Origin of the sequence: Actinomadura decatromicini, from assembly GCF_008121305.1 — a bacterium.
GTDB classification, from domain to species: Bacteria; Actinomycetota; Actinomycetes; order Streptosporangiales; family Streptosporangiaceae; genus Spirillospora; species Spirillospora syzygii.
This window is the reverse complement of the sequence record NZ_VSRQ01000002.1, coordinates 998821-1018505: the sequence shown is the minus strand read 5'-3', so window position 1 is coordinate 1018505 and position 19685 is coordinate 998821. Positions and strand designations below refer to the sequence as shown.

Genomic DNA, 19685 nt, shown 5'->3' with positions numbered 1-19685 from the left:
GATGGCGACCACCGGCGACTCCCCCGAGGAGCAGGAGATCTCCCGGGTGCGCATCCTGCGGGCCGCGGCCGAGATCGCCTCGGAGCTCGGCTACGAGGGCACGACGATCTCCCGCGTCACCAAGCGCTCCGGCCTTCCGGCGAGCTCCGTCTACTGGTTCTTCCGCGACAAGGACCACCTGATCGCGGAGGTCGTCCGGCACAGCTTCGAGCAGTGGATCGCCGCGCAGCCGCGCTGGGAGCGCGACCCGCGCGACGAGCGCTCGCTCGCCGACGGGCTGCGCGCGATCCTGTCCCGGTCGGTGCGCACGCTGCCCGACGCGCCCGACTTCCTCCGCATCGGGCACATGCTGCTGCTGGAGTCGCGCGAGGTCGAGGCGGAGGCGCGGCAGTACTTCCTCGCCACCCGGGACGCCGTCGCCAACAGCATCGCGGCCTGGTTCACCTCGTATTTCGACGCCGAACTGCAGGCCCGGCGGCCCGAGCTGGCGATGGACCTGGCCCGGATCGTCCTGGCCTCGACGGACGGGCTGTTCCTCGCCCACCAGATCCACGACGACTGGGACCCGGACGACTTCATCGAGGTCATCGTCGCCATCGTCCAGCGGGCCGTCGCGGGCTGAGCTCGCGGCCCCGCGCGGTCTGAGCCGGAGGCCCCGGCGCGAACGAGACGGTTGTCACGCCGGGGTCTCTCATGGCAATCTCTGTAGTGATCGCTACAGGGAGGAGTTCCGTCATGCCGCTGACCGCCAACGGGGACGGCGCGCCGGTCATCGATCAGGCGCGCTTCCGCCACGTGCTCGGCCGCTACCCGACCGGCGTCGTCGTCGTGACCGCGCTCGACGCGGCCGGCACGGCCCTCGGCATGACCGTCGGCTCGTTCACCTCCGTCTCGCTCGACCCGCCGCTCGTCGCGTTCCTGCCGGACAAGAGCTCCAGTTCGTGGCGGGCGCTGCGCGAGTCGGGCGAGCGGTTCTGCGTGAACGTCCTGTCGGCCGCGCAGGAGGACGTCTGCCGCGCCATCGCGATGCGCAAGACCGACAAGTTCCACGACATCGGCTGGCGGCCGTCCCCCGCCGGGAACCCGGTCATCGACGGCGCGGTCGCCTGGATCGACTGCGTCACCGAGCAGCTCCACGACGCCGGGGACCACCAGATCGTCGTCGGCCGGGTCGAGCACCTCCAGCTCGGCGACGACGACACCCCGCTGCTGTTCCACCGGGGCGCCTACGGGACGTTCACACCGCACTAGCGGTTCGGCAGGTATTGAGCGTGTCGGCGGGGCCCGCCCCGGGGACCATCATGATCATCCACCGAGGAGGTTGTGATGTCTCCCAAGCGTTCGTTGTCGGTCTTCGCCGGGCTCGCCGCGCTGGTCGTCGGGCTGTCCGGCTCCCAGCTCCCGGCCGCGGCGGCCTTACCCGCGCGAGCCCCCGCGACCGTGCCCGGGGGCGGTGTGCGGGACGTCGTGTTCGCCGTCCACGGCGGCGCGGGCTCGCTGCCGCGCGGGAGCCTCACGCCCGAACAGGAGAAGGCGTACCGGGACGGGCTCGCCAAGGCCCTGCGCACCGGCTACGGCCTGATCAAGGACGGTAAGCCCGCGCTCGACGCGGTCGAGAAGGCGGTCAACGTCCTGGAGGACGACCCGCTCTTCAACGCGGGCAAGGGCGCGGTGTTCAACACCGACGCCGAGCAGGAGCTGGACGCCTCGATCATGAACGGGAAGGACCAGCGGTCGGGCGCGGTGGCGGGCGTCCACCACACGAAGAACCCGATCTCCCTCGCCCGGCTGGTGATGGAGAAATCACCGCACGTCTTCCTCGCCGGAAAGGGCGCGGACGAATTCGCGCTCCGCAACGGCGTCCCGTACACCACGCAGGACTATTTCTGGACGCAGCGCCGCTGGGACCAGCTCATGGCGGCCAAGGGGAACCCGAGCGCGCGGCAGTCCGAGGTGGGCGGGACGGTCGGCGCGGTCGCCCTGGACGGCTCCCGCGACGTGGCGGCCGCGACGTCCACCGGCGGCCTGACGAACAAGGAGGTCGGACGGGTCGGCGACTCCCCCGTCATCGGCGCCGGGACCTACGCGAACAACCGCACCCTCGCCATCTCCTGCACCGGCACCGGTGAGGTCTTCATCCGGGGCGTCGCCGCGCACGACGTGTCCGCGCTGATGGAGTACGCGCACCTGCCCGTGACCAAGGCCGCCGCGACGGTCGTCAACCAGAAGATCACCGCGCTGGGCGCGACCGGCGGCGTCATCGCCCTGGACGGCCGCGGCACCCTCGCCACCCCGCACAGCACCAAGGGGATCATCAACGGCTACGTGACGAAGGACGGCGAGATCGTCACGCGCCTCTACGACGACGAGACCCCGGCCGAATGAGCGGCTAGTCGAAGGAGGCGATGGCGCGGGCGTGCTCGCCGAGGACGTGCGCGAGCAGCGCCGGGACGCGGGTGCCGTCGCCCGCGTCCGGGAGCACCTCGGGGGTGAGCGTCCAGTCGACGCCGACCCACAAGTCGCCGATCGTGCCCTCGCTGGACGGCAGGTTGTTGCACGACTGGCGGAGCCGGATCGCGCGCACCGACTCCGCGGCCGGGGTGTCGGACTCGACGAGCAGCACGGGGACGCCGACCAGCGGCCCGTCCTCCACGAGGCGGAGCAGGTGGTGGGCGTCCTCGCCGTCGAGGGCAGCGCCCGCGTCCATGATCACCACGAGCCGGACCGGCGGCCCGGCGGCGGCCGGGTCGTCGTCGGAGCCGCCGATCCGGCGCAGGTCGACGAGGTCGAGCAGCCGCCGGACCCGGTCCGCAGCGGCCGGGCCGGTCGCCACGCCGCCGCCGAGCAGGCGCGTCCCGGCCGGGTCGAGCGTGTTCAGCATGCCCGCGCCGGACAGCCCGGTCGGGTCGATCACCTCGAGCCCGGCCACGCCGGGCGGGACGGCGGCGAAGAACCGCGCCACCAGCGACCAGGCGTAGGCCGCCGCGTCGCCGGGCGCCGTCCCGCTGGAGATCCACACACCGCCCCGCCACGGGACGCGCAGCACGAGCGGCACCCGCAGGTCGGGCAGCTCGGCGGTGGACAGGCGGCCGAGCAGCATCCCCTCCGCCAGGTCGGCGCGGGGCCGCCAGGTCAGCCAGGACGGCGCGTCGAACGGCGCCGCCTCCGCCGTGACGTGCGGCTCCACGCCCGCGAGCTCGTCGCGGAGCTGCGCGGCGTCGTCGCGCAGCCGCCGGTCGGCCGCCGCCATGAGCTCGTCGAACCGTCCGCGCGGCGTCCGCCCGGTCACCTCGTCGTTGCGGACGTTGAGCGCGTGCTCGGTGGACGCGCGGAACGCCGCCACCGAACGGCTCGCGTCCTCCCAGACCAGCCAGCACCGTTCGAGATACCCGACCTCCGACGAGGACGGCCCCGGAGTCGGCGGGGGCCCGCTGGAAGGGCCGGGCGGCGCGCCGAGCGACGGGCCGGGCGGCGCGGAGCCGAGACCGGCGTCGGCCGCCTCGCCCGGGTCGTCCACCTCGACCCCGTGCGCCTCGACCAGCTCGGCCAGCCCGCCCGCGTAGCCCTGGCCGACCGCGCGCACCTTCCACTGGTCGGCGCGCCGGTAGACCTCCAGCCCGATGATCGCCTTCTCCGCGCCGAGGCCCGCGACGGTGAACCCCGCGACCGCCTCGCCGCCCGCGGCAGCGACCTGGACCTGCGGGGGCGGGACCGTCCCGAACGAGACGCCGCCGCCGGTCAGGCTGACCGCCACCAGCACCGCGTGGACGCCCGCGGCGACCGCGTCGAGGTCGAGCTCGACGCGCTGCCGTCCGCCGCCGTCGGCCCACCGCACGCCGGGGACCTCGGGCGCGTTGAAGAACACGAGGTCGTCGTCGGACCGGACGCGCATGTCCGGCCCGACCAGCAGCGCGCTGACGTCCACGGGCACGGCGCAGGACACCGTGACCGTGACCCGGCGCGCGGGCAGCGGCGCGTTGGCGCCGGACGAGAGTTCGAGCATCGGCGCTCAGGCCAGGCCGGTGATGGTCGGCAGCATGTCCTCGAAGGTGCGGCCGTGGCACGGCTCGCCGATCGCGTTCATCTTCCACGCCTCGCCGTGCCGGTAGAGGCGGGCCATCACCATCGCGGTGTGCGCGCCGCCGCCGGTCAGCGTGTAACGGGCCAGCTCGCCGCCGTCGGTCTCGTTGACGAGGCGGCAGAACGCGTTCTCGACCTCGTTGAAGGTCTGCCCGTTGAACGAGCTGACCGTGAACACCAGCGACGTGACGTGCACGGGCAGCCGCGTCAGGTCGACGATGACCGACTCGTCGTCCCCGTCGCCCGCCCCGGTCAGGTTGTCCCCGGTGTGCCGGACGGACCCGTCGTCGCTGGTCAGCTTGCCGAAGTACACCACGTCCGCGATGCGGCCGTCGGCGAAGAGCACGCAGGACGCGTCGAGGTCGATCTCGCGCTCGCGGGAGCCGAAGAAGCCCTTCTTCTTCACCGCGTCCCAGCCCAGGCCCATCCGGACCATGCGCAGCGCCCCGCCCGGCTTCTCCAGCGAGATCCGCTGGCCCTTCGTCATAGAGACGGTCACAGCCGTCGCCTCCTCATGTCCCCTGAACGGCGACCCGGTCCCCGGAAAGGCGGACCAGGTGCGACGAAAGCCTGGCAGCCCGGCCCGCCGTTGTCATCCCATTCGCCGGCCCTGGTCATTCTCGTCTTGAGGAGAACTGTCGTACCCGTGCGGGAGGCTGCGCGCCATGCCCATCCACGTGGCCGGCCGCCGCCGCACGACGCTCCACCGCGACTTCCCCGACGCCCTGATCCTGGACGTGACGTCCCGCGCCCCCGAGCCCTGGACGCGCCTCAGCCCCTTCTATCCGCACGGCGGAATTCCGGTTCCCGGCCGTCCGGATCTGACCTCGCAATCCGTGGAGGGCGTCTGGCAGGCGCTGAAGGTCTTCGCCTCCGAAGCGGAGGACTTCGGCAAACTGAACATCACGACGATGAAAGGCATCAAGCGCACGGCCCGGCGCCTGGGACCGCCACTCGGCCACCGCCTGGGTGATCGCCTGTTCGGGTACGAGGAGGCGAGACGCCTGATCTACCTGCCGACCTATTCGTGGATGCTCGACAATCGCGCCGCGGACCTGGTCGCCGAACTCCGCGAACTGAGCCGTGCCAAGACCGTCGTCCTTCTCGACTACACGACGAATGGCGACGTGAGCGACCTTTCCAAGCCCCTTTCCCATGCCGCTTTGATAGCGCGCCGAATCGAGGACCCGCCTAGCCGGACCCGGACGCCCGGCTAGGTCATCCGACATCCAGGACATGTGTGACAATTGGGGCGGCTGTGGCGCTCCCTGATCATGGGCCTGGCCGTGAACGGAGAAACATCGTGAAGCGTACGTTGATCGGGGTGTCGGCCGCCGCCGCCGTGGCGGTGGCCGGGACCGTGACCTGGACGGTCTCGGCCCACTCGACCGCCACGCGGGCGTCCGAGGAGAAGCCGGGCCGCGGCCGGGTGCAGGCACGGGCGCTCGCCGACCTCCCCGCCTCCGGTTCCACGGCCGAGCCCGCCGGACGCAAGGTCGTGGGCCTGCCCGCCGCGCGGACGGAGCCGTTCAGCCTGGTCGGCGTCACCTGGGACAAGCCGCGGGACGAACTCCATGGAACGGTCCACCTCCGTACCCGCGACGCCCGCACCGGCGCCTGGTCGGGCTGGCGTTCCGTCGAGCCGGCGTCCGCCGACGCCCCCGACCGGGGCGGCCGCGGCGGCACGAGCGGGCTGTGGGTCGGGCCGTCCAACGGCGTCGAGGTGCGCGTCACCGGGCAGGGCCGCACCCTCCCGGACGGCCTGCGCGTCGACCTGGTCGACCCCGAGACCGGCCGGACGGTCGTGCCCAAGCCGCGCGCCGCCGCGCCCGGCACGGGGATGAAGCTCGTCGCCGCGACCACTCCGCTGGCCGGGCCGGTCACCGCGCCGAAGCCGACGATCGTGCCGCGCTCCGGGTGGGGCGCGGACGAGTCGATCGTCCGGAACCCGCCGACCTACGACACCTCGGTGCAGGCGGCGTTCGTCCACCACACGGACACGGGCAACGACTACACGTGCGCGCAGTCCGCGTCCGTCATCAAGTCGGTGTTCCTGTACCACGTGCAGAGCCAGGGCTGGGACGACATCGGCTACAACTTCCTCGTCGACAAGTGCGGCACCGTGTTCGAGGGACGGGCCGGGGGCGTCGAGCGTCCCGTCCATGGCGCGCACACGTACGGGTTCAACACCGACAGCACGGGGATCGCCGTCCTCGGCACCTACACCGCCGCCAACGACCCGACGACGCCCGGCGTGACGCCGACCAAGGCGTCGCTCGACGGCGTCGCGAAGGTCGCGGCGTGGAAGCTCGGGCTGACGGGCGTCGACCCGACCGCGAAGACGACGCTGACCTCGAACGTGCCGGACGGCAAGTACCCGCAAGGCCAGAAGGTCGACTTCTACACGATCTCGGGCCACCGCGACGGGTTCGCGACCGCATGTCCGGGCGCGCAGCTCTACGCCGCGCTTCCGGCCGTCCGGACGGCGGCGAAGCAGATCACCGTCCCCGCGCTGGCCGCGACGCTGACCGGCGCGAACGCCGCCGGGGGCCGCTACTACACGACCGGCCCGGCCACGCTGAACTGGACGCCCGCCGACGGCGCGTCCTACACCGTGAGCGTGGACGGCGCGACCGCCGCGACGCCCGCCGCCGGGGACACGTCCGCGCCGGTGAACCTCGCGCCCGGCGCGCACGCGGTGCAGTTGAACGCGACCTTCGCGGACGGGACGACGTCCGCGTCCCCGCAGTTCACGGTGGTCGCGGACACGACGCGCCCGGCCGTGTCGTCGCTGGCGCTCGCGCTGCGCAAGTCGACCGTGAACAGCACCGCGATCCCGGTCACGTTCGGCTGGAAGGCGACCGACAACACGCTGCTCACCGCGCTGAAGGCGACGTCCCCGGCCGCGAAGACGTTCACGCCGACCACGACGACCTGGGCGGCGAGCGCGAAGCCGGGCGCCACGCAGTCGTGGGCGCTGGCCGCCGCGGACGCCGCGGGCAACACCGGGACGGCCGCCATCAGCCGCTACGCGGGCGGGATCAGCGAGGGCTCGGCGCGCCGCACCGGCACGTGGAAGGTCACGACCACCAAGTCCTACCTGGGCGGGCGCGGCCTCTACAGCGGCTCCAAGGGCGCCAGCGCGAGCTGGACGTTCACCGGCCGCACCGCCGGGCTGATCTTCAAGCGGGCGACCAACGTCGGCGCGGTGGTCGTCTACGTGGACGGCGCCAAGATCGGCACGCTGGACACGCGGGCCTCGTCCACCGCCTACCGCCAGCTCCTGTGGACGCGCACCTGGAGCACCGGCGGCAAGCACACCATCAAGATCGTCGTCGCGGGCACGAAGGGGCGCCCGACGGTCGGCATCGACGGCCTGGTCTACCTGCGCTGACATGCGGGTCGGAGCGGGCGGGGGCGCAGGCCCCCGCCCGCTCCTCACCTCTCACCGCTTGAGCAGGGACCGCATCTTCTCGATCTCAGCGGATTGCGACGAGACGATGTCGCCCGCCATCCGCTTCGCCGCCGGGAACCGCCCCGACGCCTGCTCGGCCTTCGCCATCTCCACGGCGCCCTGATGATGCTTGATCATCATTTCCAGGAAGGCCGTGTCGAAGGCCCGGCCCTTGGCGGCCTCCAGGTCCTTCATCTCCTTCGCGGACATCATGCCGTCCATGCCGCCGTGGTGCATGGAGCCCATCCCGGACGACGGCACGGCCACGCCCCAGGACGTCAGCCACCCGGTGAGCCGGGTGATCTCCGGGTCCTGCGCCTTCTTGATCGCGGCGGCGAGCCTCCCGACCTCGGGCGAGGACGCCCGGGACGCGGCGAGATCCGCCATCTCGATCGCCTGCCGGTGATGCGGGATCATCATCTGGGCGAACATGACGTCCTGCTCGTTGTGCGCCGCCTGCTGCGTCCCCGGCTGCGTCCCCGCGCTGGAGGACGAACCGGGCCGCATCGAGTGCTCCGGCATCGAGCCGGAGTCGTCGTCACCGCAGGCCGTCAGCGCGACGGCGAGCACGGGGACGACGGCGAGCGCGAACACGCGCTTCATCGTGAAACCTTCCGTGTCGAGTTCTGTGAAGGGCCTTGCGCACGCCAAAGGGCGCGTGCGCCACGGCCCCGTCACAGCCGCAACACGCTCAACAAGTGCAGGGACGGTGCCGGCGGCGGCCGACCACCTCGCAGGCTCCGGACGAGAGCCGCCATCCGCAGGGCTGAGACGCCCCGTTCGCGCGACCGCGAAGCCAGCAGCACGGCGGCGACGAGGAACACGAGCATCGTCAGCATGGCCAGGCACACCTGGCCGCCGGGATGGTGATCGCCCGAGTCGTCGGAGGCCGGGGCCCGGTCGGCGCCGTGCTGCCCGGCGCTCATCGACGTCAGCGGAACCCCGGACATCTCCATCTGGTTCGGCGACGCCTGGAACCCGTGCATCGCCAGCACGCAGAACAGGAGGAACAGCCCGACGGGCAGCAGGAAGGCGCGCCCGTCGCGGCGCCGAGCCGCGCCCTTCAGCCGTCGCACCCGCCACTCCCGAGCCGTCCGTTTCCGGGGCCAGGGTAGTCGACGATCACGGCCGGGCGATGAGGCCGCGGTCGAGGGCGACGATGACGGCGTGGGTGCGGTCGCTGACGTCGAGTTTCGCGAAGACGCGCAGGAGGTGCGTCTTGACGGTCGCCTCCGCGATGACGAGGCGGCGCCCGATCTCGGCGTTGGACAGGCCGTCCGCGACGGCGTTCAGCACGTCGATCTCGCGCGGCGTCAGCGCGACCGGGGCGGGCGCCCGCATCTTCGCGACGAGCCGCTCCGCGACGCGCGGCGCGAGGACGGTCTCCCCGCGCGAGGCGGCGTGGATCGCGTCCACGAGCTGCGCGCGGGTCGTGTCCTTGAGCAGGTAGCCGATCGCCCCGGCCTCGATGGCGTGCTCGATGTCGGCGTCGGTGTCGTAGGTGGTGAGGACGAGGACCCGCGTCCCGGCGGCGGCGATCTCGGCGGTGGCGGCGACGCCGTCCAGGACGGGCATCCGCAGGTCGAGCAGCGCGACGTCGGGGCCGAGCCGCCCGGCCAGCTCGACGGCGGCGCGCCCGTCGCCCGCCTCCCCGACGATCTCGATGGACGGCTCGGCGGCGAGGAGCGCGACGACGCCCGCGCGCATGACGGCGTGGTCGTCCACGACGATGATCCGGACGGTGCGGCCGGTCATGCCGGGCCCTCCTCTGCGAGGTCGCGGACGGGGACGGGGACGGGGTCGCGGACGGGGACCACGGCGAGGATCCGGGTGCCCTCGCCGGGCGAGCTGGTCACGGTCAGCTCGCCGCCGAGCTCGGCGAGGCGGCGGCGCATGCCGTCCAGGCCGAAGCCGCGCGAGCCGGCGACGGTGAAGCCGCGCCCGTCGTCGGTGATCTCCAGTTCGACGCCGCCGGGACGCCGGCCGAGGACGACGCCGACCGCCCCGGCGGCGGCGTGCTTGCGGACGTTGGCGAGCGACTCCTGCGTGCAGCGCAGCAGCGCGATCCGGGTCGTCCGGTCGCAGTCGACGTCGGGCAGGTCGGCGGTGACGGTGATGCCGGTGTCCTGCGCGAACCGGTCGAGGGTGCGGCGCAGCGTCGGCGCGATCGACGCGACCGCGGCCTCCGGGCCCGGACCGCCCGGACCGCCCGCCGCGCCGGACGCGACCAGCGCGCGCGCCTCGGCGAGGTTCTCCCGGGCGGTCCGCTCGATCGAGGTGAGCTGCTCCGCGCTCCGGCCCGGGTCGGCGGCGAGGCCGTCGCGGGCCGCCTCCGCCAGCACGACGATGGACGCGAACCCCTGCGCGAGCGTGTCGTGGATCTCGCGGGCGAGCCGTTCGCGCTCGTCGGCGGCGCCCTGGCGGCGCTGCGCCTCGGCGAGCCGCTCCCGCGCGTCCGCCAGGTCGGCGGCGAGGACGCGGGCGCGCTCGTCGCGCTGCCCGACGACCCGGTGCATCCAGAGGCCGAACAGCACCCCGGCGGCGCAGCCGATGAGGGCCGCGACGGAGTTGCCGGTGAGGAGTTCGCCGTCCGCGCCCTGCCGGACGGCGTTCCCGGCGACGGCCGCCGCGGTGGCCGCCCCGCTGAGGGCGACCGCCCGCCGCGGCCCGCCGCCGAGGATCCAGAAGTGCGGCAGCGACACGATGAGGAGCGAGGCGGCGCCGTCCATCAGGTAGGAGACGCCGCCGAGCCCGGCGATCAGCAGGCCGAGGAACGCGTACCGGCGGACCGCGAGCGCCCCGGACACGATCTCGGTGAGCGGGTAGGCGAGGCCGAGCACGACGAGCAGCGCCAGCGTCGTCGAGCGGGTCGAGTCGGGCCGGTCCCACACGGCGATCGCGTTCGGGACGAGCCCCAGCAGCACCCACGCGGTGGCGTACCACCTGCGCAGGGCCGCGTTCTGGCGCGCTCGCTCCATGCGCGTCAGCCTACTTTTCGGAGCGACCGCCCGGTCACGTCCGGGTCGGGGGCCGCCGCCGTCCGGGCGCGGCCCGGCCACCAGGTCCGCTCGCCGAGCAGCAGCAGGAGCGACGGCAGGACCACGATCCGGATGACGGCGGCGTCCAGCAGGACGGCGACCGCCAGCGCGAACCCCATCTGCTTCATCTCCATGATGTGCAGGGAGACGAAGCTCGCGAACACCGTGACCATGACGAACGCGGCGCTGGTGACGACGCCCGCCGAGCCGCGGATCCCGTCCAGCACGGCGGCGCGGGTCGAGGCGCCGCGCAGCGCCGCCTCCCTGATCCGGCTGAGCACGAAGACCTGGTAGTCCATCGACAGGCCGAACAGGATCACGAACAGGAACAGCGGGACGCGGGAGCCGATCGAGCCCGTCGAGGTGAAGCCGAGCAGGCCCTCCGCCCACGTCCGCTGGAAGACGAGGGTCAGCAGGCCGAGCGACGCGCCCGCCGACAGCAGGTTCAGCACCACCCCGACCAGGCCCAGGACGACCGACCTGAACGCCCACGCCGTCATCGCGAACGTCGCCAGCAGCAGGGCCCCGATGACGAGCGGCAGCTTGCTCTTCTGGTGGTCGGGATAGTCGGCGTAGCGGGCGACGTCGCCGGTGACGGCGGTCTCGACGCCGAACCGTCCGGTGGACGCGGGCACGAGGTCGCCGCGGAGCGCGGTCAGCGTGGCGCGCGCGGCCTCCGACCCGGCGTCGCGCGGGACGGAGATCTCCAGCAGGCCGATCCGCCCGTCCGGCGAGGTGCGCGGCGCGGACGTCCCGGCGAACCGGGGATCGTCCTGGACGCGGGCGGCGAGCGCGGCCAGCGCGGCGGCCGTGCGCTCCCGATCGGCGCGGACGACGACCCGGTGCGTGGCCTTCAGCTCGGGGAACGCCGCGTTGAGCCGGTCGAACACGCGCATCGCGGGGATGGCGCGCGGGTGGGTCTCGCGTCCCATGTCGGTGAGGTTCAGGCTCAGCAGCGGCGCGGCGAGTGCGAGCATGACGAGGACTCCGGCGGCGAGCGTGACGGCGGGGCGGCGTTCGACGGGACGCAGCATGGCGGCGGTGATCCGTCCGCCGCCCCGGCGTCCGCGGGTCCGGCCGGTCCGGCGCGCGGCGCGCCGCTCCGCCCGCCGGCCGAGCTTCGCGAGCAGCGCGGGCAGGACCGTGAGCGAACTGACGACCGCGACGAGCGTGACGACGATCGCGGCCGTGGCGATGGACGAGAAGATGACGTCGTCGGCGAGGTAGAGCGTCGCGCTGGACACGGCGACCGCCAGCCCGGACAGCACGACGGCCCGTCCGGACGTCGCGGCGGCCAGTTCGACGATGGCCTGCGCGGAGAGCCGTCCGCCGGAACGGGCCCGCTCCTCCCGCTCGCGCTTCAAATAGAACAGCGTGTAGTCGACGCCGACCGCCATGCCGATGAGCAGGATGACGCTGACGCCGACGCCCGCGTCCGGGAAGACGTGCGAGGCGAGCATCGACAGCCCGACCGCCGCCGCGATCGAGGACAGCGCCAGCAGCACCGGCACCACGGCCAGCGACACCGACCCGAACACGACCAGCAGGGTGAGCAGCGTGACCGGCAGGGCGATGACCTCGGTGCGGGACAGGTCCTCGCCGCGCAGCTTGTCCACGCCCTTGCCGATGGACGGCCCACCGGTCTCCTCGACCTTCACGGTCGGGTGCGCGGCCTGGACCTTCGCCGTCTCCGCCTGCAACGGCGCGACGTGCTTCTTCCCGTCGAGTTCGGGGCCCCTCATGGTGACCTCGACCCGGACGGCCGTCCCGTCGTCCGACCGGATCGGCCGGGACACCGACTCGACCTCCGGCAGGCGGCTCATCCGGGCCGCCGCGTCCCGGGCGGCGGCGTCGAGGGCCGCGCCGGGCCCGGCCGTGATCAGGATCTGCTCGACGGGCCGCTGCTGGAGGCCGCCCTCGGCGGCGATCGCCTCCGCGCGTCCGGCCTCGCCGATCCGGAAGTCCTCGGTGGACGCGGCGTTCCCGCCGATCGCGATCCCGGCGCCGAGGCACAGCGCGACGAACAGGAACCATCCGGCGATCGCCCGCCAGGGATGCGCGGCACTCCAGCTCGCCGCCCGTGTCGTGAAATTGCGTAGGGGAGGTTGCGTCATGCCGAAATGCTCGTCTTTAGGCCCTACTCGGCATGAGCCTCGACCGACTGAACCTGATGTCCACCGATCGGTGGACATCAGGGCATGAGGTCGGGACCGCCCGGCAGGCGCGGCAGTTCGTCCGCGACGGCGTCGGCGGCGATGGCCGTGATCCGCCGTCGCTCGCCGGGGTCGGACATCAGCCGCCGCAGCGCCGCCTGGAGTCTCGCCAGGTGGGCCTCCTCCGGCAGTGCGAACGCCGGGCCGATCCGCAGCATCCCGTTCAGCCTGGCGCGTCCCCGCGCGCACCGGCTCTTGACCGTCCCGGCCGGGACGGCGAGGACCTGGGCCGCGTCGTCGACGGAGTAGCCCATCATGTCGACCAGGACGATGGCCGCGCGCTGCTCGAACGGCAACCGCCCAAGGGCGGCGTGGATGTCGAGGGACTGGACGTGCGCGTCCGTCGGATCGGGCATGACCGGCGCGACGGAGTCGAAGGCGGCGTCGTCCCCCAGCGGCGTCGCGGGCCGGGCGGCCCGGCGCCTGATCCGGTCCAGGCAGGCGTTCACGACGATCCGGTGCAGCCAGGTGGTGACGGCCGTGTCGCCGCGGAACCGTCCGGTGGCGCGGAACGCCGACAGGAGGGCGTCCTGCAGCGCGTCGGCGGCCTCCTCGGGGTCGCCCAGCGTCCGCAGCGCGACCGCCCACAGCCGGTCGCGGTGGCGGCTCACCAGTTCGGCGAACGCGCGCGGGTCTCCCTCGGCGTGGCGGCGGAGCAGCTCGTGGTCGGCCACGGCGCCCGGATCCGCGCCGGTCCGGTGATCGCGCTGGTGGGCGGCGTCCTTGCTCACTGCTCGCCCTCCATCCAGTAGGTGAAGTCCTCGCCGAGATCGCGCCTGAGCCGTGCCCTGGCGCTCTCCAGGTACTTCGTCACCGTGCCCTTGCTGATACCCATTCTGGACGCCACCTGCGACACGGAACGGTCGGCGAGGTAGAACATCCGCGCGGCGGCGCCCTCTCGGGCCGGGAGCCTGCCGATGGCCTCGTCGAGGACGAGCCGCAACTCCGGGCTCGCCACCCGCCGGGCGGGTTCGGGGCGCGACGTGAGCTCGTGCGGGTCGGGGTGCGGGACGCACCTGCCGCCCTCCCTGCCGAGCAGCTTCCGGGTCCGGTTCTCGGCGACCCGGTACAGGTAGGCGCGCGGGCGGTCCAGCCCGCGGACGTGGACCCAGCGGAGCCGGGTGGCGAGGAAGCTGTCCTGGACGACGTGCTCGGCGAGCGTCCGCGAGGCGCCCAACCGCACGAGGTGGTTCTCCAGCCGCGCGGCGTGGGCGAGGAAGAGCTCGCAGATCTCCTCGTCGTACTTCGCCCGGAGGTGGGCGGGTTCCTCCTTCACGGCGCCGGATCCACCTCGAGGTCCGCCGGCGCCTCACCGTACGCGCGGCGCCGCGCGGGCGCCCCTCCCACCGCAAGGGTGATCGCGCCGATGTCCGTCACGCGTCCTCCCGGGTCCCGTCGTCTCATCCTCACCGCCTACAGGCCCCGGGGCATCGGAATGATGGGGCGTCCGCGCGGACTTTTTCGCGAGCGCCCCGAAGACCGATGAGTTTTCGGGGCGTTCCGGGTCTGTTCTGGCATGACGACTTCCTATGAGCCCGCGGGGCGGACCCCCGCCGTGGTGCGGCTGCTGGTGCTGGCGACGTTCGTCGTGATCCTCAACGAGACGATCATGATCAACGCGATTCCGCGGCTGATGACGGATCTGCGGGTCAGCGAGCAGGCGGCGCAGTGGCTGTCCACGGCGTTCATGCTGACGATGGCCGCGGTGATCCCGGTGACCGGGTGGTTCCTGCAGCGGGTCAGCACCCGGCGCGCCTACGCCACCGCGATGGGCGTGTTCCTCGCCGGGACGGCGCTCGCCGCGGTCGCGCCGATGTTCGAGGTGCTGCTGCTGGCGCGGATCGTCCAGGCGTCGGGGACGGCGGTGATGATGCCGTTGCTGATGACCACGCTGATGACGGTCGTCCCGGAGAAGGACCGGGGCCGCGTGATGGGCAACGTGACGATGGCGATCTCGGTCGCGCCCGCGATGGGGCCGGCGGTGTCCGGGCTGATCCTGCAGCTCGGCTCGTGGCGGCTGCTGTTCGCGGCGGTGCTGCCGATCGCGGCGCTGATCACCTGGCGCGGGCTCGGCAAGCTGGAGAACGTCGGGGAGCCGCAGCTCAGCACCATCGACTGGTTCAGCGTCGTCGCCGCGGCGGGCGGGTTCGGCTCGCTCGTGTACGGGCTCAGCCGGTTCGGCGAGGGCGGGGCGGCGCTGCCCACGGCGATCGTCGTGACCGGGCTCGTCCTGATCGCGGTGTTCGCGGCGCGCCAGCTCCGGCTCCAGCGGCGCGGCACTCCCCTGCTGGACCTGCGCATCCTGCGGCACCCGACCTACGCGCTGTCGCTGCTGCTGATGTCGCTCGGGTTCATGGCGATGCTCGGCTCGATGATCCTGCTGCCGATCTACCTGCAGAACCTGCGCGGCCTCTCGCCGTTGCAGACCGGGCTGCTGGTGATGCCGGGCGGCCTCGCGATGGGGCTGATCGGCCCGACCATCGGGCGCCTCTTCGACCGCTTCGGCGCCCGGGTCCTGATCGTCCCCGGTTCGGTGGGGATCGGCCTCGCGCTCGCGGGCTTCACCCAGATCTCGCTGACGATGCCGTACTGGCAGGTCCTCGGCCTGCACGCGCTGCTCATGATCTCGCTGGCGACGACGTTCACGCCGGTGTTCACGCTCGGGCTCGGCGCGCTGCCGATGCGGCTGTACTCGCACGGAAGCTCGATGCTCGGCACGCTCCAGCAGGTCGCCGCCGCGTTCGGCACGGCGCTGGTCGTGACGGTCATGGCCGGACGCGCCGAGAGCCGCGTCGCCGAGGGCGTCGGACAGGCCGCCGCCCAGCTCGACGGGATGCGGTTGGCGTTCGTCATCAGCGCGGTGCTGTCGGCCGTGATGGTCGGGGTCGCGGTACTGCTCCCGAAGCGCCCGAAGGCCATTGTGGAAACGGCCGTCCCGGACGACGCGGCCGACCTCGGCGCGACTCCCGGCGCGGGTCTCGAAACCGTCCACTGAACTGCGATAACAGAGTTTTTCAAAGCCGGTCTGATCTCCCTGGAACTTCCTGACTCCCCGAGTCGTCAAACTGTCAACAAATCAAAACACCCCGCGTACCCCGCGCAACCCCGCGCAGCACGAGGGCCGCCGCGAAACGGACCGGTGGCCTCCGCACGAACGGGAGTTCCAGGGGAATTTCGCACATGCCAGTGAAAAGGGTGTACGACGTCGTGGCGATGCACGTGCCGATCGTCTACGACGCACACGGGGACCATGACCGCAACGGAATGATCTTCACCCTCGCGGAGCACGAGGGGACGCTGACCGAACTCCGAGAGACCTTTCCGACTCCTTTTCCCGACCCGCTGAAGGAGCCGGAGCGGCTCCCGAGACCCCATCCCCTGGTCCGGCCGCTCGTGCTGCGGGCGCGGGCCGGGGAGCGGGTCGTCGTCCGGTTCCGCAACGAGCTGCGGCGGCGCGCCGGGATCCACGCCCAGGGCGTCGGCTACCGGGTGCGGAACGCCGACGGCGGCGCGGTCGGGCGCAACCCCGACTCGTCCGTCGAGCCGGGCGGCACCATCACCTACGAATGGGACGCCTGGCATGAGGGCGTCTTCCACTTCGGCGACCTCGCCGACCTGCGCGGACGCGAGGACGGCTCGCAGGCGCACGGCCTGTTCGGCGCCCTCGTCGTCGAGCCCGAGGACGCCACCTGGACCGACCCGGTCACCGGCGGCCCGCTGGTGGACGGGCTGTACGCCGACGTCCACGTGCCGGGACGGCCGAGCTTCCGCGAGTACACGTTGTTCATGCAGGACGAGACGCCGAACGACAACCCCGTCCCGCCGCCGCATCCGACCTACGAGTGCGAGCGGCCCCGGCCGCACACGCACTCCCCGGCGGCGGGCGGGGAGCGGCTCGCGCCCGTCCTGTTCCCGGACCACGACGGCGGCCACGGGGACGGGGACGGGCACGGCGGCGGCCAGGACGAGCACGCCATGTCGATGATGCTGATGAGCTACCGCACCGAGCCGATGGGCTGGCGCTCGCTCGCCTACGAGCGGCTGCTCGAACGCGGCGAGATCGACCCGGCGCGGGACGCGATCGTCGGCGAGGAGCAGCACCACAGCTCCTGGCTGTTCGGCGACCCGGAGACGCCGATCTTCCGCGCCTACGGCGGCGACCCGGCCAAGATCAGGCTGGTGCACGCCGGGGTGAAGGAGACCCACGTCTTCCACCTCCACCTGCACCAGTGGCGCGCGGCGCCGGGGCACGACGAGTCGCCGATCATCGACTCGATCACGCTCGGCCCGCAGCAGGCGTTCACGATCGAGCCCATCCACGGCGCGGGATCGGTGCAGGAGGCGACCGGCGACATCATCTTCCACTGCCACCTCTATCCGCATTTCCACTCCGGGATGTGGGGGATGTGGCGGGTGTTCGACGTCCTCCAGGACGGCGCCGGGCACTACCCGGACGGCACGCCCATCGCGCCGCTCCGCCCGCTGCCGACCCGTCCGGCGCCGCCCGCGCCGACGCCGGAGCAGCCGGGATTCCCGGCGTTCATGGAGGGCTCGTACCCGCAGAAGTCGCCGCGCCCGCCGCGCACCCCGGGAATGCCCAAGGGAATGGGACGCGAGCCGTCCGCGCTGGAGCGGAACGCATTCGCCCCGGACCCGCAGCCCGGCGAAGCGTTCACCAAGGTCACGCTCAATCCCGATGCCCCGGTGCGCCGCTATCACCTGGTCGTCATGCAAGGCACGCTGCACTATTACCAGGGCAAGGAAAGCGGCGGGCACCACAACACGTGGCATGACCATCGCGGGGTGTTCTTCGTCCTCCAAGAGGAAATCGACGCGGCAGGCGGCATCGAGAAATTCCAGCGCGAACTGGAGGAGGGAAAGCGGCGGATCGAGCCCATCGCGATCCGCGCCCGGAAAGGCGAGGTCCTCGAACTCACGCTCACCAACGCGCTGCCGCCCGGCTGCCACGAGGCGACGGCGTTCGACACCGTCCTGCCGTTCCAGCCGGAGGCCGGACTGCACGTCCACCTGGTGAAGTTCGACCCGCTGGTGGCGGACGGCGCGAGCGTCGGCTGGAACTACCTGTCCGGGACGACGACCGCCGACGCGGGCGAGCTGGACCACGAGCGCTACCGGTCGTGGATCTACCGCTGGTACTGCGACGAGGAGTTCGGCGTCGTCTTCTTCCACGACCACCTGCTCGCCAACGAGCGGCAGCGGCACGGCCTGTTCGGGTCCATGACGGCCGAGCCGGAGGGCGCCGTCTGGGTCGACCCGCACGACCTCGGCCGGGAGGTCCGCAACGCGGCGACGGCCGTGGTGAAGCTCCCGGACGGGACGGCCTTCCGCGAGCGGGTCGTCCCGGTGGCGGACTTCGTCCCGCTGTTCGAGCACGGCGCCGGGGAGACCGGCAACCCGATCAACCCGCCGTCGTTCCCCGGCGCCATGGACGACCAGGGGACCATGGCCGTCGGCTACCGGTGCGAGCCGCTGCACGAGCGTCCCGGCGACCCGGCCGACTGGTTCTCCAGCGCCGTGCACGGCGACCCGCAGACCCCGATGCTGCGCGGCTACCCGGGCGAGAAGGTGCGCGTCCGGCTCTACCAGGGGTCGCACGAGGAGCAGCACGGGTTCACGGCGAGCGGGCTGCGCTGGCACGCCTGGCGGGACGACCCGCGCTCGCCGCTGCGCACCCAGCAGACGCTCGGGATCTCCGAGGCGTTCAGCCTGCACCTCGGCGAGGCGCCCGTACCCGGCGACTACATGTGGTCGTTCTCGGCCGTCGACGACACCTGGCTCGGCTGCTGGGGCCTGTTCCGCTTCCACGAGGAGCCGCAGGCCGACCTCCCGCCGCTGCCCGGCGCGTTCCGCGGCGCGGGCCTCCCGCCGTTCGACCCGGCCACGGCGCGCCGGTACAACGTCCGGGCGGTCGCCCGCGAGATCGCCTACAGCGACCGGCGCAGCGACCCGTTCGGCCTCGTCTACACGGTCGACGGCCAGGACGACGAAGGGCCGCTGGTGCTGCGCTGCCGGGCCGGGGAGTGGGTCGAGGTGACGCTCACGAACGAGGTGGACGTCCCGCCCGAGCCGACCCCCTACGACCCCCGGCTCCCGGCGCTCGACGAGCCCGCCGAGCGCGAGGTGTCGGCGCGGGTGTCGCTGCACCCGGTGGGGCCGCTGCGGTACGACGTCCGCGACAGCGACGGCGCGCACGCCGGGCGCAACGGCGACGGCACCGTCAAGCCGGGCGCGGCCGTCACCTACCGCTGGTTCGCGGACACCCCCGGCGTCGTCCTCCTGGAGGACCGCGCCGACCTCCGCACCCACCGGCACCGCGGGCTCGTCGGCGCGCTGGTCGTGGAGGCGGCCGACGCAACGCCGAGGGGCGGCGCCTGGACGGGCCACCAGGCGACGATCCGCCGCCCGCAGGGCGACGACGTCCACGAACTGGTGCTCGTGCTCCAGGACGGCGTCCGCCAGTACCACCACGGCGACCCGACCCAGCCGGTGACCGACCTGGACGACGAGCCCGAGGACTCGGGGCAGAAGGCGTTCAACTACCGCAGCGCCCACCTGCTCCCCTCGCGCCCGTCGCTGGCGGTCGAGACGCCGGGGACGCCGCTGCTCGTGTGCCGTCCGGGCGAACTCGTCCGGGTGCACCTGGTGGTGGCGGCGGACCGGCCGCGCAACCACACCTTCCAGATCCACGGCCAGACGTGGCCCATGGAGGAGCACCTCGAAGCGCCGCGCGTCGGCGCGATCGGCGGGCTGGCCAACGGGTCGCTGCGCACGCTGACCTTCAGGGCCGGTCCGCCCGGTGACTACGCCTACCGGACGGGCGCGTTCCGCTGGGCGCTGACCGAGGGGCTGTGGGGGGTGATCCGCGTCCGCTGACGTCCT

At 72.9% G+C, this 19685-nt stretch carries 16 protein-coding genes; 7 read left to right on the top strand and 9 right to left on the bottom strand.

Going from position 1 to position 19685, the window contains the following annotated elements; all coding sequences use genetic code 11:
* Position 1: 1 nt before the first annotated feature.
* The 3 genes from FXF68_RS12440 (at position 2) to FXF68_RS12430 (ending at position 2385) form a co-directional block, all read left to right on the top strand.
* Entirely contained in the window at positions 2–622 is a 621-nt protein-coding gene (locus FXF68_RS12440) for a TetR/AcrR family transcriptional regulator (RefSeq protein ID WP_148759386.1), read from the top strand.
* A gap of 113 nt (positions 623–735) precedes the next feature.
* Entirely contained in the window at positions 736–1251 is a 516-nt protein-coding gene (locus FXF68_RS12435; protein ID WP_148759047.1) for a flavin reductase family protein, read from the top strand.
* A 75-nt stretch (positions 1252–1326) separates the two neighbouring features.
* On the top strand, positions 1327–2385 hold the full coding sequence (locus FXF68_RS12430) for an isoaspartyl peptidase/L-asparaginase family protein (RefSeq protein ID WP_148759046.1): 1059 nt from the start codon (positions 1327–1329) through the stop codon (positions 2383–2385).
* A gap of 4 nt (positions 2386–2389) precedes the next feature.
* Here the strand turns inward: FXF68_RS12430 and FXF68_RS12425 are convergent, their stop codons facing one another.
* Positions 2390–4003: a TerD family protein gene (locus FXF68_RS12425; protein ID WP_148759045.1), complete on the bottom strand. Its 1614-nt coding sequence runs from the start codon at positions 4001–4003 to the stop codon at positions 2390–2392.
* A 6-nt stretch (positions 4004–4009) separates the two neighbouring features.
* On the bottom strand, positions 4010–4579 hold the full coding sequence (locus FXF68_RS12420; protein WP_067902026.1) for a TerD family protein: 570 nt from the start codon (positions 4577–4579) through the stop codon (positions 4010–4012).
* Positions 4580–4757: 178 nt separating this feature from the next.
* Here FXF68_RS12420 and FXF68_RS12415 point away from each other — a divergent pair, with 178 nt between their 5' ends.
* The gene (locus FXF68_RS12415; protein WP_246178647.1) at positions 4758–5297 is read left to right on the top strand and encodes a DUF6939 family protein; all 540 of its coding nucleotides are present in this window, start codon (positions 4758–4760) and stop codon (positions 5295–5297) included.
* Positions 5298–5383: 86 nt separating this feature from the next.
* Entirely contained in the window at positions 5384–7474 is a 2091-nt protein-coding gene (locus FXF68_RS12410) for a peptidoglycan recognition protein family protein (protein WP_148759043.1), read from the top strand.
* A 51-nt stretch (positions 7475–7525) separates the two neighbouring features.
* Here the strand turns inward: FXF68_RS12410 and FXF68_RS12405 are convergent, their stop codons facing one another.
* The 7 genes from FXF68_RS12405 to FXF68_RS12375 all read right to left on the bottom strand — a co-directional run bounded on the left by FXF68_RS12405 (position 7526) and on the right by FXF68_RS12375 (position 14061).
* Positions 7526–8137, bottom strand: a complete 612-nt coding sequence (locus tag FXF68_RS12405) for a DUF305 domain-containing protein (protein ID WP_148759042.1) — start codon at positions 8135–8137, stop codon at positions 7526–7528.
* Positions 8138–8208: 71 nt separating this feature from the next.
* Positions 8209–8610, bottom strand: coding sequence for a DUF6153 family protein (locus tag FXF68_RS12400; RefSeq protein ID WP_148759041.1), 402 nt, complete (start codon positions 8608–8610; stop codon positions 8209–8211).
* Between the two features lie 46 nt (positions 8611–8656).
* Entirely contained in the window at positions 8657–9289 is a 633-nt protein-coding gene (locus FXF68_RS12395; protein ID WP_148759040.1) for a response regulator, read from the bottom strand.
* Positions 9286–10512, bottom strand: coding sequence for a sensor histidine kinase (locus tag FXF68_RS12390; RefSeq protein ID WP_148759039.1), 1227 nt, complete (start codon positions 10510–10512; stop codon positions 9286–9288). The genes FXF68_RS12395 and FXF68_RS12390 overlap by 4 nt, the downstream gene beginning before the upstream one ends.
* Before the next feature lie 5 nt (positions 10513–10517).
* A complete protein-coding gene (locus tag FXF68_RS12385) occupies positions 10518–12686 on the bottom strand; it encodes an MMPL family transporter (RefSeq protein ID WP_148759038.1) in 2169 nt (722 codons plus the stop codon).
* Between the two features lie 77 nt (positions 12687–12763).
* Complete coding sequence (sigM, locus tag FXF68_RS12380; RefSeq protein ID WP_222869940.1) at positions 12764–13459, bottom strand: RNA polymerase sigma factor SigM; 696 nt, start codon at positions 13457–13459, stop codon at positions 12764–12766.
* 53 nt (positions 13460–13512) lie between these two features.
* The gene (locus FXF68_RS12375; RefSeq protein ID WP_148759036.1) at positions 13513–14061 is read right to left on the bottom strand and encodes an RNA polymerase sigma factor; all 549 of its coding nucleotides are present in this window, start codon (positions 14059–14061) and stop codon (positions 13513–13515) included.
* Between the two features lie 240 nt (positions 14062–14301).
* On the opposite strand from FXF68_RS12375, the gene FXF68_RS12370 reads away from it, so the two are divergent.
* Entirely contained in the window at positions 14302–15780 is a 1479-nt protein-coding gene (locus tag FXF68_RS12370; RefSeq protein WP_148759035.1) for an MDR family MFS transporter, read from the top strand.
* Between the two features lie 185 nt (positions 15781–15965).
* Positions 15966–19679 carry a multicopper oxidase domain-containing protein gene (locus FXF68_RS12365; protein WP_148759034.1) on the top strand — a complete coding sequence of 1238 codons (3714 nt, stop codon included), beginning with the start codon at positions 15966–15968 and terminating at the stop codon, positions 19677–19679.
* The last annotated feature ends 6 nt before the right edge of the window (positions 19680–19685 follow it).

What these genes read in the sequence shown, in the direction of transcription:
- FXF68_RS12430 (WP_148759046.1), top strand. Translation starts at nt 1,327, where the DNA reads ATGTCTCCCAAGCGTTCGTTGTCGGTCTTCGCCGGGCTCGCCGCGCTG.
- FXF68_RS12425 (WP_148759045.1), bottom strand. Translation starts at nt 4,003, where the DNA reads ATGCTCGAACTCTCGTCCGGCGCCAACGCGCCGCTGCCCGCGCGCCGG.
- FXF68_RS12435 (WP_148759047.1), top strand. Translation starts at nt 736, where the DNA reads ATGCCGCTGACCGCCAACGGGGACGGCGCGCCGGTCATCGATCAGGCG.
- FXF68_RS12440 (WP_148759386.1), top strand. Translation starts at nt 2, where the DNA reads ATGGCGACCACCGGCGACTCCCCCGAGGAGCAGGAGATCTCCCGGGTG.
- FXF68_RS12370 (WP_148759035.1), top strand. Translation starts at nt 14,302, where the DNA reads ATGACGACTTCCTATGAGCCCGCGGGGCGGACCCCCGCCGTGGTGCGG.
- FXF68_RS12390 (WP_148759039.1), bottom strand. Translation starts at nt 10,512, where the DNA reads ATGGAGCGAGCGCGCCAGAACGCGGCCCTGCGCAGGTGGTACGCCACC.
- FXF68_RS12405 (WP_148759042.1), bottom strand. Translation starts at nt 8,137, where the DNA reads ATGAAGCGCGTGTTCGCGCTCGCCGTCGTCCCCGTGCTCGCCGTCGCG.
- FXF68_RS12395 (WP_148759040.1), bottom strand. Translation starts at nt 9,289, where the DNA reads ATGACCGGCCGCACCGTCCGGATCATCGTCGTGGACGACCACGCCGTC.
- FXF68_RS12365 (WP_148759034.1), top strand. Translation starts at nt 15,966, where the DNA reads ATGCCAGTGAAAAGGGTGTACGACGTCGTGGCGATGCACGTGCCGATC.
- FXF68_RS12385 (WP_148759038.1), bottom strand. Translation starts at nt 12,686, where the DNA reads ATGACGCAACCTCCCCTACGCAATTTCACGACACGGGCGGCGAGCTGG.